General features: G+C 40.4%; 19 protein-coding genes. 12 read left to right on the forward strand and 7 right to left on the reverse strand.

Annotated elements, in window-relative coordinates; genetic code table 25:
• Window positions 1–96: 96 nt before the first annotated feature.
• The 3 genes from WC753_01505 (at window position 97) to WC753_01515 (ending at window position 3,933) form a co-directional block, all read left to right on the forward strand.
• Window positions 97–270, forward strand: a complete 174-nt coding sequence (locus WC753_01505) for a hypothetical protein (protein ID MFA6080138.1) — start codon at window positions 97–99, stop codon at window positions 268–270.
• Window positions 271–379: 109 nt separating this feature from the next.
• Window positions 380–934, forward strand: a complete 555-nt coding sequence (locus WC753_01510) for a prepilin-type N-terminal cleavage/methylation domain-containing protein (GenBank protein MFA6080139.1) — start codon at window positions 380–382, stop codon at window positions 932–934.
• A gap of 278 nt (window positions 935–1,212) precedes the next feature.
• Window positions 1,213–3,933, forward strand: coding sequence for a valine--tRNA ligase (locus WC753_01515; GenBank protein MFA6080140.1), 2,721 nt, complete (start codon window positions 1,213–1,215; stop codon window positions 3,931–3,933).
• 34 nt (window positions 3,934–3,967) lie between these two features.
• On the opposite strand, the gene WC753_01520 is transcribed toward WC753_01515, so the two are convergent.
• Window positions 3,968–4,315 (reverse strand): STAS domain-containing protein, encoded by a 348-nt coding sequence (locus tag WC753_01520; GenBank protein MFA6080141.1) that lies wholly within the window; start codon window positions 4,313–4,315, stop codon window positions 3,968–3,970.
• Between the two features lie 53 nt (window positions 4,316–4,368).
• On the opposite strand from WC753_01520, the gene WC753_01525 reads away from it, so the two are divergent.
• Window positions 4,369–5,427, forward strand: coding sequence for a peptidoglycan bridge formation glycyltransferase FemA/FemB family protein (locus WC753_01525; GenBank protein MFA6080142.1), 1,059 nt, complete (start codon window positions 4,369–4,371; stop codon window positions 5,425–5,427).
• Window positions 5,428–5,431: 4 nt separating this feature from the next.
• Here the strand turns inward: WC753_01525 and WC753_01530 are convergent, their stop codons facing one another.
• The gene (locus tag WC753_01530; protein MFA6080143.1) at window positions 5,432–5,836 is read right to left on the reverse strand and encodes an NfeD family protein; all 405 of its coding nucleotides are present in this window, start codon (window positions 5,834–5,836) and stop codon (window positions 5,432–5,434) included.
• A 65-nt stretch (window positions 5,837–5,901) separates the two neighbouring features.
• Entirely contained in the window at window positions 5,902–6,768 is an 867-nt protein-coding gene (locus tag WC753_01535) for an SPFH domain-containing protein (GenBank protein ID MFA6080144.1), read from the reverse strand.
• Window positions 6,769–6,929: 161 nt separating this feature from the next.
• Between WC753_01535 and WC753_01540 the strand changes: the two genes are divergently transcribed.
• Together WC753_01540 and WC753_01545 are read left to right on the forward strand one after the other, a co-directional pair.
• Complete coding sequence (locus WC753_01540; protein ID MFA6080145.1) at window positions 6,930–8,111, forward strand: AI-2E family transporter; 1,182 nt, start codon at window positions 6,930–6,932, stop codon at window positions 8,109–8,111.
• Window position 8,112: 1 nt separating this feature from the next.
• Window positions 8,113–8,769, forward strand: a complete 657-nt coding sequence (locus WC753_01545) for a hypothetical protein (GenBank protein MFA6080146.1) — start codon at window positions 8,113–8,115, stop codon at window positions 8,767–8,769.
• 406 nt (window positions 8,770–9,175) lie between these two features.
• On the opposite strand, the gene WC753_01550 is transcribed toward WC753_01545, so the two are convergent.
• The 4 genes from WC753_01550 to WC753_01565 all read right to left on the reverse strand — a co-directional run bounded on the left by WC753_01550 (window position 9,176) and on the right by WC753_01565 (window position 14,317).
• Window positions 9,176–10,132, reverse strand: coding sequence for a sortase (locus WC753_01550; GenBank protein MFA6080147.1), 957 nt, complete (start codon window positions 10,130–10,132; stop codon window positions 9,176–9,178).
• A 74-nt stretch (window positions 10,133–10,206) separates the two neighbouring features.
• Window positions 10,207–11,742 (reverse strand): MFS transporter, encoded by a 1,536-nt coding sequence (locus WC753_01555; protein ID MFA6080148.1) that lies wholly within the window; start codon window positions 11,740–11,742, stop codon window positions 10,207–10,209.
• Window positions 11,743–11,788: 46 nt separating this feature from the next.
• Entirely contained in the window at window positions 11,789–12,097 is a 309-nt protein-coding gene (locus tag WC753_01560; GenBank protein ID MFA6080149.1) for a zinc ribbon domain-containing protein, read from the reverse strand.
• A gap of 9 nt (window positions 12,098–12,106) precedes the next feature.
• Entirely contained in the window at window positions 12,107–14,317 is a 2,211-nt protein-coding gene (locus WC753_01565) for a DNA translocase FtsK (protein ID MFA6080150.1), read from the reverse strand.
• 113 nt (window positions 14,318–14,430) lie between these two features.
• Between WC753_01565 and WC753_01570 the strand changes: the two genes are divergently transcribed.
• From WC753_01570 to WC753_01595, 6 genes are read left to right on the forward strand one after another with little or no spacing between them, the layout of a single operon-like run.
• Complete coding sequence (locus WC753_01570; GenBank protein ID MFA6080151.1) at window positions 14,431–15,150, forward strand: hypothetical protein; 720 nt, start codon at window positions 14,431–14,433, stop codon at window positions 15,148–15,150.
• Window positions 15,151–15,173: 23 nt separating this feature from the next.
• A complete protein-coding gene (locus WC753_01575) occupies window positions 15,174–16,154 on the forward strand; it encodes an FAD-dependent oxidoreductase (GenBank protein ID MFA6080152.1) in 981 nt (326 codons plus the stop codon).
• Between the two features lie 5 nt (window positions 16,155–16,159).
• Window positions 16,160–17,887 (forward strand): hypothetical protein, encoded by a 1,728-nt coding sequence (locus WC753_01580; protein ID MFA6080153.1) that lies wholly within the window; start codon window positions 16,160–16,162, stop codon window positions 17,885–17,887.
• An 11-nt stretch (window positions 17,888–17,898) separates the two neighbouring features.
• A complete protein-coding gene (locus tag WC753_01585) occupies window positions 17,899–18,294 on the forward strand; it encodes a nucleotidyltransferase domain-containing protein (GenBank protein ID MFA6080154.1) in 396 nt (131 codons plus the stop codon).
• Between the two features lie 9 nt (window positions 18,295–18,303).
• Window positions 18,304–19,839 (forward strand): class I SAM-dependent RNA methyltransferase, encoded by a 1,536-nt coding sequence (locus tag WC753_01590; protein MFA6080155.1) that lies wholly within the window; start codon window positions 18,304–18,306, stop codon window positions 19,837–19,839.
• Window positions 19,840–19,890: 51 nt separating this feature from the next.
• Window positions 19,891–20,460 (forward strand): DUF1003 domain-containing protein, encoded by a 570-nt coding sequence (locus WC753_01595; protein MFA6080156.1) that lies wholly within the window; start codon window positions 19,891–19,893, stop codon window positions 20,458–20,460.
• Window positions 20,461–20,510: the final 50 nt, after the last annotated feature.

Below are 20,510 nucleotides of genomic sequence, written 5' to 3' on the forward strand. Positions count from 1 at the left end.
GACCAAATACAGAGAAGATTTCCCTCGTTGACCATTTTTGGAGGGACGATTTCATGCGAAGATTCTAGAAGATGAGCGAGAGACGTGGCTCGCTGTATGTCCTATGTTTGTTACAACGCCATCAAGCACGAACTCGTGACGGATATCCATGATTGGCCATGGACTTCGTACCACGAACTCGTGGAGGGCATTATTGAGCCCCATCTACCAAGAGTAGTATTGTTGGAAGATGTGACTATCGGAGAGTATGTGGATATCGATGAGGAATAGTCTAGAATAAGGTTTGGACCTGCCACGTCGGGTCTGGTCTCATGAAAAAATATTTACATTCTCCAAAATAAAATATACTGATTCTTAGTAATAATTTTTATTTTTCACTATGAAAAGACATCTTGGTTTCTCACTGATAGAACTGATGATCGTTATCACTATCATCGCCATCCTCTCTGTGATGGGTCTGGCGGCATATTCGTGATATATCAAAAAAGCTCGCGATACCAATCGTATCGCTGATATCGCAACAATCGACAAGGCGATTCTCTGAATCACATCACAGACAGGACAGAGCCCTACAAGTATAGCGGACGTTATCACAGCGATAAAGGGGGTGAATAATAGTGTCAACCTAGTTGATTCTCTTAGTGGCCAAGCAAAATGTCAGCCTGCGACTGTGGGGGGTGCAAAAATAAATTGTGGATACTACTATACCCAATGTGATAGTGGTGCTGGATTTGCGGTGGGTGTCAGATTTGAAACAGAAACGAATCAAGCAAAATATGCTGCTGATGGTATCGGTGATGTACCGGCGAGTGCATCTGTGACGACAGCGAGTGAAGATGATGATTTTTATTCCCTCGGAAACTGTTCAGCGTATTGTGGAGCTACGGGCTGTACCTCTCCAGTAAATACGTATACTCTGATTACTACACCGTAAGTACAAAGATTTATGTATCTATTTAACCCACTTTATAAAAAGTGGGTTTTTGGAAACCTCCTTTTTGAAGGAGGTGCCGACGGAGGAGGCGGAGGATTTATTGAGAAAACAAATCACCCTGTCTTCATCCTCTTTGTTCTTTTCCCCCTTCAAGAAGGGGGTTTCTGTAACTTCTCTTATTTTGTACTTTTTCTTTTATGTTCCCTATTTTATAAAGCTTCCTACATTTTGTATTTTGTTTTTTGTCTTTTGTATTCTCTCTATATAATAAGCCCCATATGGATTTTCCTAAAATATACGCCCCTTCTTCCTCTGAAGATATTCTCGCAAAAATGTGGGAAAAAACAGGATGTTACAAACCACACAAATCTCGCACTGGTGAGACATTTTATATGCCTCTCCCTCCACCAAATGTCACGTGAGTTCTCCATACAGGGCATGCTCTGATGCTCGCTATCGAGGATGTGATGGTGCGGTATCATCGTATGAAGGGTGATGAAACACTCTGGGTGCCTGGAACCGATCATGCTGGCATCGCCACACAAAATGTCGTGGCAAAAAATCTCCAAAAAGAAGGGATTCACCGAGAGGATCTCGGACGTGAGAAATTTCTCGAAAAAGTCTGGGAATGGAAAGATACATCACACGGCACTATCACGAATCAGATGCGGATGATGGGAGCGAGCGTCAGCTGGGATCACGAACGTTTTACGCTCGATAAAGCCAATAATGATCTTGTGACAAAGACGTTTATAAAGCTCTATAATGAGGGCATCATCTACCGTGGAGAGTATATGGTGAATTATTGTCCGAAAGATAAAACTGTTATCTCAAAATCAGAAATAGAATACCGTGATGAGCCCGGATTTCTCTATGAAATAGCCTATTTTGTCCATGGTCTCGACCGTGAACTCATCGTCGCAACGACGCGTCCAGAGACACTCCTCGCAGATCAGGCAGTGGCCGTCAATCCTCGAGACAAGCGCTACAAAAAATTGATAGGTCACGAGGTGATTCTCCCCTTCGTGAACAAGAGAATACCTATTATTGCTGACGAGATGGTAGATATGGATTTTGGGACATGAGTGGTCAAGATTACACCCGCTCATGATCCTGCGGATTTTGAGACGGCCAAACGCCACGGACTTCCCATAGATTACCGTGTCCTCAATAATGAAGGCGTTATGATGGAACACACAGGTATTTTCGCTGGGAAAAAAGACATAGAAGCTCGTGAAATGATCGTCAATATGCTCCGAGGAAAGGGTAATCTCATAAAAGTCTCACCTCACATCTCTCCCGTTGGATATTCCCAGCGTGGCGGTGTCCGTGTCCAGACGATTGTTTCGATTCAATGGTTTGTGGATAGCAAAAAACTCGCCGAGAAAGTGATGGCAGGATATGAAAAAGGAGAATTTGAAATTATTCCGAGTCGCTATGGTGCCATCTTCGAAGGAATTATGGGAAACCTCCATGAGTGGTGTATCAGTCGTCAGCTCTGGTGGGGTCATCAGATACCCGCTTATTTTCATGCAGAAACTAAGGAACTCCTCGGGGTCACCGAAGACCCAAAAGGTCTCGAAAAACAGTATGGGAAAGAGATGATCGTCCGGGATCCCGATGTGCTCGATACCTGGTTTAGCGCAGCGCTCTGGCCTTTTTCTATTCTCGATTGGGATTTTGAGAAGCCGAGTAAGCTGTTTGAAAAATACTATCCTGCGCAAGTCCTCGAAACAGGTCATGATATTCTCCTCTTTTGGGTCGTGAGAATGCTTCTTTTTGGCTATGATCTCACTGGTCAGACACCTTTTAAAACTATCTATCTCCATGGTCTCCTCACGGATGATCAGGGTCGAAAATTCAGTAAATCACTTGGAAATGGCATCGACCCTATTGAGCTGATTCGTGAATTCTCTGCTGATGCCCTACGCCTCGCCATCGTCATCGGGAATACTCCAGGCAATAATATGAGATTTAGTCGTGATGTGGTCAAAAATAATCAGATATTCCTCAATAAACTCTGGAATGTCGCACGATTTGTCTGGATGAACTGCGATGAAATAAATACAAAAGACAAAATACAAAGTGCAAAATGAATAGATGTTACAAAACTCGAAAAAACACTGGCGAAAAACTGGGATACGCTCCTCGACTATGAACGATGGATTCTCTCTCGACTGAAACATACGAGAGATGATGTGACAGAGTGAATGGAGGACTATAATTTCTCGATGATGGGCGAAAAGCTCATCTCTTTTACTCGTGATGAATTCGCTGACTATGCTATCGAATGTTTCAAACTCGTAAAAGATGAGAGTAAATACGGCAAAGAAGTGATGATGTATACACTCCTCTCACTTTTGAAGCTCTGGCATCCCTACATCCCTTTTATTACAGAAACTCTCACGCAAGCAATCAATGGAAAACTCGATAAAGACGGTGGGTTACCGGATGATTTTGGTCTCAAAAATGCTCTTATGACGTCTGAATGGCCATCGTGTGGTTATCCACTCGACCGAGAGAGCGAGGAAGCGATGAAGGCAGTTTTTGATGTCGTAACTACTATTCGTACCATACGCGGAGAGCGCCGTATCAAGCCAGGCGAACTCGTGGATATCGTCCTCTATGTGAATCCTCGAGATCGTATCGTCCTCGAAAAAAATATCGCCCTGATTAGTGGTCTCGGAAAGGCGCGAGAGGTTCTCTTTACACTGACGAAAGATACTCTCGAACGTGATAAATATACCTATGGCATCGCGGGGGAAGTCGAGATATTTGTCGATACGAGTATCTGTAATCACGATGATGATATCGAGCGTCTCACAAAACTCATAGAAGAAAAGGAGGACTATGTCCGCCTTCTCGAGGTCAAACTCATGGACCCGAGCTTTGCTGGCAAGGCGCCAGAAAACGTCATCCGTCTGACTCAAGAAAAAAAAGAAGTCACCCTCCGACAAATCGAAAAGGCAAAAGAAGAGCTAGAACAATACAAGAGTTAACTGTGTACTAAAAATATACAACTTCATTCACTCTTTAGCTTTCGATCTTTTTATCCACCACCTTTGAAAGTCCTATCATATCAAAGATATATTGTGTTTTTGGATGAACACGATCAAAGGAAATAGTCTTACCGAGTCGGTGAGTGCGAGCGATAAAATCTGTGAGATAACCGAGCGTTTTAGAGTTGGCGTAAGCAAGATCAGAAAAGTCACAAGAGATATGCTGATATTCTGGTTGTTCTTTGATTTCTTCTTCGAGAGTATCAAAAGCGAGGTCTGCATTTGTTTCGTCGAGTTCGCCTGATATGATGAGATGCAGTGTATCTCTATATTGCTTTTTAAGTTGAATTGAGTAAGGTGTATGTATAGTACCTGATACCATAAAAAAGATTATTAGAATGAAATACACTCATACTATACAATATAAATCACACTATGTCAAATAATAATTTCACCAGCTTCTGGCAATCCCCCCTTTGGTCTGATATCCTCTCTGGTACCCAACAAGCAGAAAGCATCTGGTACACATTTCAAAATCAAAAAATCCTGATAGAGCGTAGAAAGATAACTGGAAACTACACTGGGCTCTACGTCCTATGAGCAGAGGAAAGTTTCATCACTTCAGAGTGTCTCAATGATATTTTTCAAACTGTTGTCCAAAAAAATGATCTTTTTCTACAGATAGAACCGGTAACCTACTGACTGCCAATACAAAATACAAAATACAAAGTCATCGACCCTGAGTATTCTGTTTGAAAAGTAAGCTCAGACCGAAGGGTACAAAACGAAGGATCTCTCAATGCCCACGCCCCCTTTCGTCGTTTTATCGAACCAGTGACAGCTATCATTCCCCTTTCAAACACTACGGAAGAGAAAGTATTTCAAAACTTCAAAGAAAAGGGGCGATACAATATACGAGTTGCAGAGAGACGAGGTGTCACGACTCAGTGGGTACAATGAGATGACATGTGTCCATTTCTTTCTCCTGATTGAAATAAGAAAAAACAAACGTATGTGGAAATATTTTTTGCTCTGCTCGAAGAAACGACCAAACGAGATAAATTCTCACATAATGCTCTCTCTTATTACCAAACCTTTCTTCGTGTTTTAGAAGCAAACAATGCTGGAGGACTTCTCGTGGCAGTAAAAAACAATATTCTTCATGCTGCTGGCATATTTGTCTATTACGGTGAACACGCTATCTATTATTACGGAGCTTCTTCCAGTAAATCAGAAGTACGACGAGACAATGCAACCTACCTCCTCCAATGGTGTGCCATACAGGAAGCGCTACGTCGAGGATGCACGGACTATGATTTTCTAGGAATATCTTCCGATGAATGAGATAAACTCGCTGGTGTAACAACATTTAAGATGTGATTTTGTCCAGAAAAAATTATCCTCCCGCCAGAAAAGGTGATTATCTTCCGACCAAGACTTTTGAAAATGCTTCAATCAGCAAATAATTTACGTAAAATCCTCCGTCGTGGGTAAGGGATTATTGTACAATCAGTAATGTACCATCTCTCCCAATGATAGTAACTTTTTGTCCTTCAGAGAGTTCTTCATCAGATTGTACGAGTCGATCAACGCCTCCAAGAGTAATCTTTGCCTTTTCATCAACTATTTTAATCTTTGCTTTTTGTCCAATATACTCATCCAGACCAGTCTGAAGAGGCGTACCAGTTTTATGGAAGAGTCGAGGAACAAAAAATGAACCAATGGCCACCACCACTAAACACAGTACTGCCTGATACCAATGCCAGATATCTCCCATAAAATATGCCAAGATACCCGCAGCCAAACATCCGAGAGCAATCACAAGGCCATAGAGCGTGACCGTAAATGCCTCTACAAGTAGACAAAGAAGTGCGACAGAAAACCAGAGAAACATGATGGACATAAAATAAGGGATAAAGAACTCTCTAAAAAAGATGAAATAATACTGGGCGGTTTATAAAAGGTGTACTATTTGGTAAATAACTTCTGAACACCAGCAATAACATCAGATCCAAGGATATATTTTGTATTATTTGCCATTGCCTCTCCGGCGACTTTAATCTGCTCGTGTGTTATAGCATTTCCTTTGAAAAATTGGTCTGAGGCAAGGGATTCTACCTCGATTTTTTTTGCTTGAGCGATAGCGATACGCTCAATAGCTTCTGCCTGCCCCTCCGCTGCGAGAATCTGAGATTGTTTCTGTCCTTCCGCTTGGAGAATAGAAGACTGCTTATCTCACTCAGCACGAGAAATCTGTGATTCTTTGTACCCCTGTGCTTCGAGGATAATCGCTCGCTTGCTTCGTTCAGCAATCATCTGTTTACTCATGGCATCCTGAATATGCATCGGTGGATCGAGGCGCTGAATCTCTACACGAGTGACATCAACTCACCACTTTGCCGTCTCGACATCAAGCGCTGACTTGAGGCGAGTATTGATGGCAACACGATTTGAAAGTGTATCATCCAAGCTCATCGTACCAAGCACACTACGGAGATTGGTCTGTGCGAGGTTGAGGACTGCCAAACGGACATTATTGATTTCATAGGTTGCCTTGACGACATCCTCGATACGATAATAGACGATACCATCCACCATCACATTGACATTGTCAGATGTGATGATTTCTTGCTGAGGAACATCGATGACCTGTTCACGAATATCTATCTTCATCATCCTCTGTGCCCCTGGGATAATAAAATGTACTCCTGGTTCAGCGATACGACTAAAGCGACCAAGCGTCTCAATCATACCAAGTGATCCCTGTTTGACGATACGAACAAACATAGGAATCACAAAAATAGCAATGATGATAAGAATAATAAACCAAGGCATAGAGAAAGAATTAAGAATATGTAGAGAATAGTGTAATTGTTTCTGGGAAGATGCAAGATATCAAAAGAATTTTCTCGTATTTTTACTACCACAGATAATCCCAAAACATCGAATAACGAGATTTATTTGTAAAAAAAAGAATTTTCGAGTATACTATAGGCATGAAAGAAACTCTTTTTTCAACAGAGACACGACAATTTGCGCTCAGAGTATGTATCATACTCGGAATTACGCTCATTGCATGGCTCCTCTACACACTCCAATCCATCCTCTTTCTTTTTGGAGGAGCCGTGTTTGTGGCACTTCTCCTCTCACCATTTGTGAGCTATTTTGGGAGATGGCATATCCATAAATGGAAGGTTCCTGATGCGCTGGCCATCTGTCTCGCTTTTTGATCACTTCTCATATGTATTTCTCTCTTTGTTCTCGCTCTCATACCCCTCTTTGTAGATCTCGGGAATAATGCAAAACAGACGCTCAGTCGAGGTGTTTCAGCTGTAGAATTGCAAGCACAGAATAATTTTCCTTTCCTCGATACTCTCCCCTTCCATGCTGGAAAAATTATTCGTAATGAATTTGATACCAAAATGATTGCCGATATGATCGTGAGCAAAGAAAAAACGACTCTTATCACCACAAATCTCTCTGATAATATCGGATTCATTCAATCATTCACACAAAAGGGGTTTTGACAGGTATCTGATATCGGTATTTCATTTGCCTCAGGCATCACCTCGACTCTTGTTTTTGTTATTCTTTTTTCCCTGGTAACCTTTTTGACACTTCTTGAGAGAAAACGACTTCTCAAATGGTTTTTTCGCACACTTCCACAAAATCTCTGAAAATATTTTAAGCATCGACAAGAAGCTATAGGCGATGCTCTGCACTCTTGGCTCAAAGGTCAGACGAAGCTTGTTGGCCTTATGTTTACGTTGAATTTTGTTGGTTTATGGATTATCTCTCTCTTTGGAGTACCTGTAGAAAATATTTTTGCTCTCGCACTGATAGCGTGAATGATGGAATTTGTGCCGTATGTTGGACCATTATTCGCATGGGTAACAGCATTTTTGATGGTGCTCGTCAGCCCAACAGCAGGCATAGGGTCTCTCGTGGCGATCTCTGGTTTGTATATCTTTTTCCAGTGGGTTGAGGGCAATATTATGGTGCCCATGGTGATGAGCAGAACTCTCAATCTCTCCCCTCTCTACATACTCCTCATGACGCTCGTCGGGGCTACACTCGGCGGTATGATCGGCGTGCTCATTTCTGTACCGCTTGCTTCTATACTCCACATTTTTTATGTAGACTGGATGCACTATAGAAAAAATCTCTCAGAAGAATAGTATGTGGCGTTTTTTTGATAAAAGGGTTATTTTTATCCCCGATACCCCTGATTGATTTGAATTTTCACCTCTCAACTTGAGGTGATATCGATTTGACGGAGATCTGGTAAAAATACCCATTTCCAATTGTGAATACTCATGTTATGATAACTGGCTTGGATATTTCCAAAGGGAAGATGAAAGAGCGCTGGTCCAATATACACTCCAAAAAGCAGAAGAAGACCCTCAGTATCGCTGACATATCCAGGGGATTTCTCTCTCAGAAAGTGTAGAACTTTTGAGAGCATATTATAAAAAGCAGTGATATGAGGATGATCTTGCGAAGAATTATACACTGCCAAGTACTGTGCAGATTACCGCAAGCATCTCCCTACGTCATGCCCTCTGGTGTGAAAAGGATAAACGCTTCCTAAATACTGTCGATACAGCACAAAATCCTTACGGAAAACTCTCACCGCCCATCCGTGGATCTCACGACCTCCGTATTATCCAACAAGCCCTAAGAATGAATATCATTATGGGAATTGAGGTTTTCCCTGGTGATGAAAAATATATCGATATGCTCGTTGAGCAGGAGATACTCCCCCCTTTTTCTATCAGTCAAATGATACGGTTTCGATGGCAAAAATACGGCTGGCATCCTCGAGAATCCCTCTAATATTATGGAGGTACGGAAATACTAAAATATGTGCCAAAAAATATTTGAAGAAGTGCGCAAAAACGAAGTAATTTTTGTGAAAAGCGAGTACCGAAGCGAAATGTACATTCTAGTACTTTGAGAGAGGAACGGAGCTTTGAACGAAAAAGGCGAGTTTTTCCGCACTTCCTTATATGAAAAAATTCTTTTCGTAAAAATGATAAACCTCAGTACGAAACTTTAAAAGATTCTCATTATAGAGAATGTTTTTCGCAGTAATTTTTTTTGCTTGGTGGATGATAGAGACGTATAACAGCAAAACAAATATACATATCACGCAAAGATCTATCCAGAAAAACCCATCAATAAAGAGGCGGAGATGATTATCGTAGAATGTTTGGAATATAATTTGCATAGAGATATACGATTAGATGATACTTTTGGAAATTTTTGTATTTGGTTTCAGCTCAGTAATAACAAGAAGTCTATTGAGCGTCGTTCCCAGTGGCCAACACGTCATTAAAGTGAGTTGTTTTTTTTCAGGAGTTTCACCCAGAGAAGAAACGTGCCCTGGTTTTACGACGGTCTTCTCACGAACCACATAGACGTATTTTCTTTGTTTGAAAAAAACAACAATCTCGTCTCCCAATTGTACCTCGTTGAGGAGAGCAAAAACATCGTTATACTTCCCTTTCGCCCATGGATAATTCGAGCTATGTCCAAAAATAAAACTATTCCCTTCAGCCCCAGGATCAGCAGATCATGGGTATTTTATGATACCATTTTCGAGTTCTTTCATAAAGACCGTATTCCACTCTTTGGAATTAGAAGCATCCATATGTTCTACATTGATAAGTGGGATATTCTTTCCGATTCGGGGAATCAATATCCTATCTTCATACGGCGTTATCTCGAGCGAAAGAGAAATATCAGCAATATCTTGATCAAAATAGGAGAGCCCTATCTCTTGTGTCGTAACCTGCTTTTGCACAAGCTGTCTTTTCATAATTTTCTGCATTCTGGCCTGTCGAATCATCTCGGCTGGATCATCCGATGGCGCAGAGTTCATTATTTGGGATTGTGCAATACTGCCTTCTATGGCCTTTTGTGTCTCTACAAGTTGTGAAGGTACCAAAAAAGCGTAAACAAAAGCTGTATAAGCAGACCAGTTAGCCACTAACAATAACACAAAAAATAGGATACTCGTAAAAAGTGTAAAATGAAAAAGGGATCGTATTTTCTTGAACCAATGATGTTTTTTTTGAAATGTATGTTCTGTATGTTCCACCCAGTCAAGGACATCATGAGTCGTATCAAACACCTCATAAGCCAAAGATGAATGCTGATGTTTGTGGGGATGTGAGATGTCTCGCCAGATATTCATACCCCACTATCGTACCATACTGTGCGAGGAGAATCAAATAAAAGGCCTTTTACAAAGTATCACTATCTTGACACTTATCATAATTTCCACGATGTACGCTTTCTGAGACTCAGTATACCCCACAAAATCAATAATGAACCGTAGATAATAAACATTCCCGTAAAACCAGAAAAAGTAATCAATGCTCATCAGAATATCAATCCAACAGCATTGGCAAAGTTGTTTAAAATCTTCAGAGGAGCGGCGGCAGCATCGGCATTGATAACAGTTGTATTATTTGCTTTTGCATACGCTCGACTGTATTCATCAGCAAATATGGCCTGGCTCATCGGATATCCTGCTGCATATCATGCGCTATTAAGAAGCCCCATGCAGACGACGAGCATCAGCCCAGCGAGATTCTCCATTCGTCCAAAAAGAGCGAGAAGGAAAAGCGAGATTCACGAAAAAAAGAGTCAGACAACGATAATATTAAATTTTCCAAATTTCTCTGCCTGTTTAATCCAAAATCCCTGGAGAACATAGGCAGGAATGGCTATAATACCTATCAGTATAAATCCACTCTGGATGATACTCTTGACCCAGCTTACATTCTGAAGGGAACCATCGAGAAAATTCACAAAGAAGGTCGTTGCTACATTATCCCAGCAACCAAAAAGGAGGATTCCTCATGTTGTCCAAAGAAGCATAGGAACAAAAGAGTGTTTACTGAGAACCAGCATATAGATCATCCTATATTCTTGCTTGATTTTTTGCCACATATCTGACCAGTCAACTTGTGCTGCAAGTTCTTTTGGTCTCAAAATAAGGTATTGTGCTCACTGTTTTGCTTGCTCGAAATCCAGTGTGGAAATATTTTTTTGGATATAGGTTTGAGAGGTTTTTTCGAGATCTTTCACCTCCTCAAGTATATGGAGATTTTTGACCTTGTTCAGATCAAATACTTCTTGGGAATTATCAAAATAATACTGGATAAAAATCCAAGAAAGAGCAATCAAAAAAATAAGAAGAAAAAGAATCATCTGAACTGATTGTGTCTGAAATCATAGCACTGGGATGGACAAAAGTACCCCGGCGACTGTTCATATACCAAAATAAATATTATTTTTTGAAAGAACCTTGTCGTATTCTGATGGATCAGCGTGACTGAGAAGGTATGAAAGCGTCACGATATCATATATTTCTTTGACCGTCCCATAGAGGATTCCTATGATAAAAAGAAGGAGTATATTGACACCGTTTGTGAAAAAGTTTTTTGTGATTTCGAGAATCGTCCCACTTAACTTAAATCCCGCATCAAATGATGAATAGACGAGATAGAGAAAAAAGATGGCAGCTACCAGCATCATGGCATTGGCCACTGAGAGCATAGTCTTTGAAGAAACATGTCTCTGAATGGTACTCAAAGGTACATCTATAAGCATAGACCATATATTACCAATACCGAGGAATATCCCCACCAAAAGTGGAGATCCCACGATAAAACCAAAGAAAAAGACACTGGTCAAATGAAAGATAATCCAGAGAGCTCAATACACCCCTATGACATTAAAAAAATTCTTTAAAAGACGCTCTTTTTCTGGTATTTCTGGAGTGACTATTTGTACCATACCGTCATTCTATCATATCGCATCGAGAAATACAAATTTTTCTCTCCTATAACTGACTCAGCACGGCTTTAAATTCTTCATCAGTTGCGACGTCTCCTGTGAGACACTCTGAAGTATTACCATCCCAATAAGGTAATTCTCGCATATTTTTGCGAACAATCCGAACAGCAGTATCTCGAGACAGTCCTGTTGCCTGCATAAAAAATTGTACGCCTCACTCAAATATTTCCTCACAGGGTTTTATATGTCCATTCTCATCCGTGCAATGAATGCAGCTTGGAGATAGTAGATCACCATTGGGACAATCACTGGGATCAATAAGGGGCATACTACAAGCGATGCAATAATGTGGCATAAAGAAAAATTAATAAACTTCTCTCGGTTTACTACCCTCCGAAGGACCCACAATACCCATTTCTTCAAGTGCGTCCATCACACGAGCTGCTCTCGCATATCAGAGCTTCAGGCGTCTCTGGAGGAGTGATGTTGAAGCTTTTCCACTGGACCGAACTACTTCTATGGCCTGCTGAATAATCATATCATCTTCTTCATCTGCAGCTCCATCACCATTGATATCGCCAGGACCATCATGTCTTTCTCACTCAATAATACTCATATCATACATATTTCCGGCTATATCGGCATCCGTGTGGAGCTTGATATAATTTATCACGTGTTCTACTTCGTCTGTCTTTACAAATACTCACTGAACTCTTTCTGGTTCCATGATGCCACTCGGAGAATAGAGCATATCTCCTTTGCCAAGGAGATCATCAGCTCAGACACGATCCAGTATCGTGCGCGAATCTACTTGTGAAGCGACCGTAAAAGCAATACGGCTTGGGATATTTGCCTTAATGAGACCCGTAATAACATCCACGGAAGGACGCTGAGTCGCGACAATCAAGTGCATACCCACCGCTCGCGCCATTTGTGCGATACGAGCGATCACATTTTCTACATCTTTCTTATTCCCTCGCATCATCAGGTCAGCCAACTCATCTATGACAATCACGATAGCTGGCATTTTTAAGTCTCCAGAAACCTTCGCATTATATTCACTGAGATTTCTACATCGCAATTCGGTCAATACGTCATATCGACGAATCATCTCGGCAACTGACCATTTCAGAGCGTTAAGGGCTTTATCAGGATTATTGATTACAGGGACGAGAAGATGTGGGATACCATTGTATATAGAGAGCTCTACGCGTTTTGGATCTATCATGATCATCCGAAGTTCTGCAGGGGAATTACGGAGTAAGAGAGAGATCAGGAATCCATTCATTCCAACCGATTTACCAGAGCCGGTTTGTCCAGCTATCAGGAGATGCGGCATCTCTTTCAGATCACACACAATAGGGTCTCCAGCAATACCCGATCCGACACAAAGTGCCAGCTTGGAATTGTGCTTCGAAAATTGTGGTGATTCCACAATTTCTCGAAGTGATACGATATCGCGCCTATCATTTGGCACCTCAATACCCACCAGTCCAAGACCCGGTATAGGGGCCTGTATACGAATACTTTTTGCTTTTAGCGCCAGTGTAAGATCTTTTTTGAGGGCTTCGATTTTATTAAGCCGAGATCCGTCTGCTGGACGAAGGCGATATTGTGTCACAGTGGGTCACACCTGGTATCCGGCCATATGAACCTCTATCTTAAACTGGAGCAGTGTTCGCTCAATAATGGCAGACTGGAGCTCAACTTCTTCTTTTGTGAGAGGTTTTCCTTTGGGATGAAAGATCAATAAATCAGACCGTGGGTAATTCCATATTCATTTAAATTGATGAGGTTCTTTTGGTTTTTCTGAAGAGATATTTTTAGTTATGATTGGGATCGACCGTACAGCTGGAGAAATAGGGGGAACTCATTTTGGTACATCAGAAGGTGAGGCCAGCATACCTCCATTGATGCGAATCTTGTCAAAAAATGAGATTTTTTGAGGCACCATTCATGCATATTGCGAAGATGATAATTTTTCAATAGTTGAATTGAGGGTTGCATTTCTATCCTTTATACGACGGTCAATAACGGGGACCTTTTTCTTTTCTTGTTGTCTTTCTCGGAGAGAATCACCAAATGTATTCAGGACATCGATTTGTTTTTGATACACATATCCTGTCGCATTTCACATTTTTCCGAGAATACGACGATAGGAAACATGAAAAAGAAGATAGAGAGAAAAAAGAAGAACACCTATAATAAGAGTCATCGCAGGAATCGTATCAAAGGTACGAATGAGCGGAGTATGAATATCAAAAAATAGTTTCTTCACCAATGGCTCATCCACTATAAAGCTCCACAGAGAGACACTTGAAAGCCAAAAAAGAATCAATCCGAGGCCACGACGGAGATCAAAGGAACTCTTCCCAATAAACATATGCAGTCCTGTCAAAAGCGCAACAGGAGAAAAAAACCATCGAAAATATATCCCAAAAAGTGGAGTAAGATACCGAGTCAGATATTCCTTATCTGCAAAGAAAACAAGGACCGATAAAAATACCAATAGGGCCCCTATAATCATCGTCTGAGTCGTATGGGTCAATCAAAATGTTTGTTTACGTCGTCACATATATGACCCAGTATAGTCAAATCTTTGGAAAGTGAAGTGAGAATCTCACGATATTTTATTTACATATTTCGTCCTGTCTGTATACTCTCTTCACCTATTTCTTTTCCTTTTCTATGAAAAAAGTATTCTTTTTTTTCGTGTGACTCATCGGGACATCTCTTTTTGCACAAGTCGCATCAATGCCTACTGTATCAAATCTCGCTACATCATGATCTACTGGGAATCTTTGGATGACAATTCTTGGATTCTTATTTTTTGGATTACTCTATGTGGGGATGCCTGTGTTTTTCTACTATATTAGCTCATATAGCATCAGTCTCTTAAACAAACATTACAATAAAAAAACTTCCTCTGGGATTTCCTGGGTACCTTTTGTACGCTACTATGATTTCACAAAACAGGCAACAAAATCTCCAAGAAAAGCTTTTATTATTACATTACTTCCATGGATTATAACAGGAGTTGGTATCCTGGGAGGGATTATCGTAGGAATTATAGAAAAAAACATTGATATCACATCTCGTAGTTGGACGCTCCCCGCTTTTATGACATTTAGTGTCCTTATTGTTCTTGGAATACTTAGTATCGTGGGTATGAATTTTTGGAGGGCATTTATTATTTCGAGATACGTCAAATGAGATACCACCACAGCTCTCGGGCTCTCAACGTATACTTCCTTGACTCTCTGGTATATCGCTCTCGATCGTATCTATAAAAAAACAGATATTATTGGCATCCTCTGATTTGTCACAATTGGCCTTATCATTTGTTTTTACATTGGGATAATATTTCTGTTCGGATTCTCTGGATTAGAAACATTTTTGAATAGCTAAGTACCCTCCTTGCACAAAAAATTATGAAACACTACCCCCTTATTATTATCGGAACTTGATCTGCTGGACTTCCTGCGGGTATGTATGCGAGTCGTTATGGAATTCAAAATCTCATCATCGGCGCACAGCCAGGTGGTGCGCTCGCTACTTCACATTGTGTCGAAAATTATCCAGGAACTCTCTCTGAGTCTGGGGGCGATATTATGAAAAAATTTGAAGAACATGCGAAAATATCAGGATCTGAAGTGGTGTATGACACTGTAGTAAAAATAACCACAAAAGTGACGAGTGACGAGTGACGAGTTGGTTCCGCTCGGAACTCGGAACTCGGAACTGGTAATTTTTTAATTACCACTGCTCGAAAGGAAGAATACACCTGTGACTATCTCATCTACGCGACGGGTAACGCGTACCGACATTTGAATATTCCTGGTGAAGATCGACTCCTCGGGGCTGGCGTTTCTTATTGCGCTACTTGTGATGGCAATTTTTTCCGTGGTCGCGATATCATCGTCGTGGGCGGGGGTGATTCTGCCTTTACTGAGGCGCTCTATCTCGCTCATCTCTGTAAAAGCGTCAAAATCCTTGTCCGTAAAGACAAGCCAAAAGCTGAGCAAATCTGGGTGGATAAAGTCATGCAGGAGTCAAATATGGAGATTATTTTCCATACTGAGCTCGCAGAAATCAATGGTCAATTTGGCGTCGAATCTGTCACAACAACGGATGGAAGGGTTATCCCAACTCAGGGCGTATTTGTCGCCGTTGGTTCAGTGCCAAGTATCGAGCTTATCAAAGATCTCTGAGTCACTACTGATGAAGAAGGATGTATCATCGTCGATGCCCATCAAAAAAGTTCCAATAACTACCTCTATGCTGCTGGAGACGTTACAACAAATTCTGCCAAATTTCGTCAAACTATTATGTCTGCAGCTGAATGATGCCTTGCGGCACACTCTATCCATGAAGCTATGCTCAGAGATGGTACTCCGATGAAATCCCTCTAAACTGTATGATTATACCACCCTGAGAAAATATTGCTGAAAGAAAAATATGTCGCATAAGCTGAGAAGAGTTTATCGTGACAGACAAAGATTTAGAATTCTATGACAAAATCTCCCCTATCTTTGCTGGTCAGAAATACCAGATACCAAGTCCAACACTCTGTCCTGATGAGAGGCAAAAAAGACGACTCGTATTTCGAAATGAACGAAAACTTTATAAAAGAAAATGTGATAAAACAGGACAGGAGATGATTTCTGTGTACTCCCCCGAAAAACCCTATAAAATCTACGAACAAAAAATCTGGTGGAGTGATGATTGGTCCCCGATGGAGTATGGTAATATTTTTGATTTTGAGAGGCCATTTTTTGATCAATTTCAAGCTCTGTATGCTGAGACTCCAAAAATGAATCTGTATCATCAACAAAAAAATGAAAATTCAGAATACTCACATCTTTCATCAAGAAATAAGGATTGTTATCTGATAGCGGCATGAAATGATAATGAAGATTGTTATTATGATACCTATATTCAGCGATGTAGATGAGTGATGGATTCCTGTTTCGTTTTTGATCTCGAAAATTGTTACAGTTGTGTGGACTGCAAGAACTGTTTTCAATCTTATTTTTGTGAATCCTGTGTGGATTGTCGCGATATCCAACATGCCCAGGACTGTCAGAGCTGCAAAGATTGTTTTTGTTGTTCCTGACTGATAAATAAACAGTATAGCATTCTCAATAAACAATTTTCCAAAGAACAGTACTACGATATAGTAACTGATGAGACAAAAAAAGAACAAGCACAAATCCTCTACCGAGCTCTCTGCCAAAAGACACCAAAGAAATTTATGAAATGATTTAATAATGAATCAGTCACAGGAGATTACGTGCATTTTTCCAAGAATTCATTTCATAATTTTGACTGTACCTATTTAGAAAATAGTAAATATAATACTTGGTTCCATAAAGCTCAAAATTGCTATGATAATTATGGGTGGTGACTCCCCGCAGAATTTTGTTATGAAAATCAGCTCGTAGGACACTCGGCACATACTGTCTGTTTCTGTTTTAACTGTGCCAATAATATATCGGATGTCTTTTACTCTATCGACTGCCACAGTATCCGGAACTGTTTTTGATGCATTGCTCTCAAAAGAGGATCTCATTGCATCCTCAATAAGTCTTATTCAATCCAAGAATATGAGACGCTCTGTGGAAAGATCATCGATCATATGAGAAGTACAGGAGAATGGTGAGAATTCTTTCCTCATAAACTCTCTCCTTTCTGATACAATGAAACAGTTGCTAATGAATACTTCCCAATGACAGAAGCTGACGTACGCGCAAAAGGATGGAACTGGCATACAGAAGATACAAAACCCTTTGAAGGAATAGCATATACTCCTCTTCCTATATCTCAATACGATGAGAGAATTGTAGGTTTTGAAACAGCACAGAAGAATATTGACGCTGTCCTTGCTGGAACTATTGTGTGTGAGGTCACAAAGAAGCCCTTTAAAATAATTCAACAGGAACTTCTTTTCTACATAGAAAACAGCATTCCTATTCCTACTAAACATCCTGATCAGAGACATACAGAAAGAATGGATCTGAGAAATCCTAGAAAGCTCTATGAAAGGAAGTGTGCTGAATGCGGGAAAGATATCGTCACCACGTATGCCTCAAATAGGCAAGAGAAAGTAGTATGTGAGGAGTGTTATAGGCGATTAGTTTATTAATTATATTTTTTATGTCTCGATTGATGAATTCCCGTCGTACTTCGTATGATGTTCATTTCCCCTATATCACCCTCCAGCTCCTCGATAAGGTACGAGTATTACTAAAAGAATTTCCCGAAATACAAGAAGCATGGATTTTTGGTATTCATGCTCTCTGAAATGCAAAACCAACTTCTGATATCGATATAGCCCTCTCATGAAAGGTCAATGAAAAACTTCTCCTCCAGATAAATTCGATTCTGCATCAAAAACTCAACATCTCACGCAAAACACCCTGTATCCACTATGAAAGCACTGAGATAGTCCTCAGAAATCATATCGAGCGAGATGGTGTCAAAATCTATGATTGTGATGAAGATTTTTCTGACCCCCATGCCAAGAGGAAGAAACGGGATATTATTTTATAAACATTTTCCATGAAAAAGAACGAGATACTCTCAAATATTACTGTAGAAAAACTGATTCTCTGAGGTACAGGTCTTGCGACAGATCCGACATCCGGGAAAAGGATTATTATTTCTGGTGGAGCCATCCCGTGAAGTGTGGTCGATATCCGTGTAGTAAAAAATCGGTCAAATCGTATCGAAGGACAAATTCTCAATGTGGTGAAGAAATCCCCACTCGAAGCATCGCTTCCAGAGCATTTTCAGGTCTATGGAGGATGCCGATGGCTCCCAATTCCTTATGAAGAACAGACAAAAATAAAAGAACAACAAATTCGAGAAGTCTTTCATCATGTGCCAGAACTTACCAAAAATACCGCGTGGCATCCAATTCAAGCATCACCAGAAATACACGGATATCGCAATAAGGTAGAATTTAGCTGGGGAAAATATATCTCCTGACGAGAATGAATTCACGCGGAATATCGATTTGGATTCCACGCTGCAGGACAATTTGATAGAATCGTGGATTGCAGCTATTGTGTTCTCGGTGATGAGATAACCAATACTCTCTTTCATATTTTTGATCAGTTTGCACGAGAAAGTCGACTCCCAACCTATGATACCAAGATGTATCAATGATTTTGGCGACACCTCGTCATCCGACGAGGCAAAAAGACCAATGAAACGATGGTGATTCTCTCAGTGAATACTCATTTTCTCTGAGAAAAAACAGATTCAGTGGTAGAAGATTTTCGCATAGCGTTGAAATCGCTCATTCATATTTTTGAAGAGAAGAAGATAACCGTTGATTCGTTTTATCTCCTCCACAACACTGGTCGAGCCGATATTGTCCAATGAGACTACGAACTTATCAGTTGAAGTCCCACTATTTCTGAAAAACTCTTTGACCTGACCTTTGATATCAGCCCTCGGAGCTTTTTTCAAACAAACACCCTTGGTGCTGAAGTACTCTACAAGACGACACAGGAACTGATCCAGACAAAGAACCCAATTATTTTTGACCTCTACGCTGGGACAGGCACTATTGGCATGATCGTAGCAGGACAAGCACAAAAAGTATACTCTGTAGAAATAGTTGCTTCCGCGAGCGAGGATAATGTAAGAAATCTTGAGAAGAATACAATCAAAAATGTGGAGGTCATCAACGCTCCGGTAGAGGATTTTCTCAAGGAATGGAAAAATAAAAGTTATAGTCATCCGCCTAGGCGGAACAGTCATAGGATTGAATTTGATATTAATTCACAGAAAAAAAATACCATACAACTCTGAACTCTGAACTCTGAACTCTGAACTGGCGAAGCCCCCGATGTCATAATTATAGATCCGCCGAGAGCTGGTATGCATCCTGATGCTCCATCCATTATTCGAGAATTTTTACCAAAAGAAATCATCTATGTCAGTTGCAATCCTGCCACTCTTGCTCGAGACCTCATCATTCTCTGTGGAGAAAACAACTATACTCTGACTGATATTGTGCCAGTGGATATGTTCCCTCATACGCACCATATTGAGACAATTGTACGACTTGAGAAGCAAGAGATATAATAAATTTTTCATGTATTGCTTTCCAGAATAAAATCACGATACTTATTTCCTATGAAAGAAATAAATTTTAGTACTCTCTTGGAAGTTCAGCGAGATCATCTCGACAAACTCAACCTGATAGTGAAAGATGCGATAAAGGAAGAAGGACTTATTGTCAATAAGATCGCATGACCAGGTGCGGAAAAGGTATCTACAGCACAAAGAACGGCTGATTGGATTACATGGTTTAGTGGTAGTATGCCATTTTTAGTACTCAATGCAGTATTATTTGGAATATGGATTCTCATAAACACTTTTCCTATTGGCATACCATTTTTTGATCCCTATCCTTTCGGTCTTCTCACGATGATTGTGTCATTAGAGGCCATTTTTTTATCGTGCTTTGTCTTGATTAGTCAAAACCGACAAGAAGAGAAGGACCGTCAGAGAAGCGAAAATGACTATCTCATCAATCTCAAAGCCGAAATAGAAGTCAGAAGTCTTCATCAAAAAGTCGATCTCTTATTACAGGAACAAATAGAAACACTCTATGATACCCAGGCACAACAAATAAAAATGCTCGAAGAAATCACGAAAAAGCTTAAACATATGCCAAAAAATCAATGAAAATCAAGATTGTAATCAATCTTATAAATACATTTGCAAAAAAATCTATACTTATATAATACCCC

The sequence above is a fragment of the Candidatus Gracilibacteria bacterium genome, assembly GCA_041660965.1.
GTDB lineage: Bacteria > Patescibacteriota > Gracilibacteria > BD1-5 > JAGOOR01 > JAGOOR01.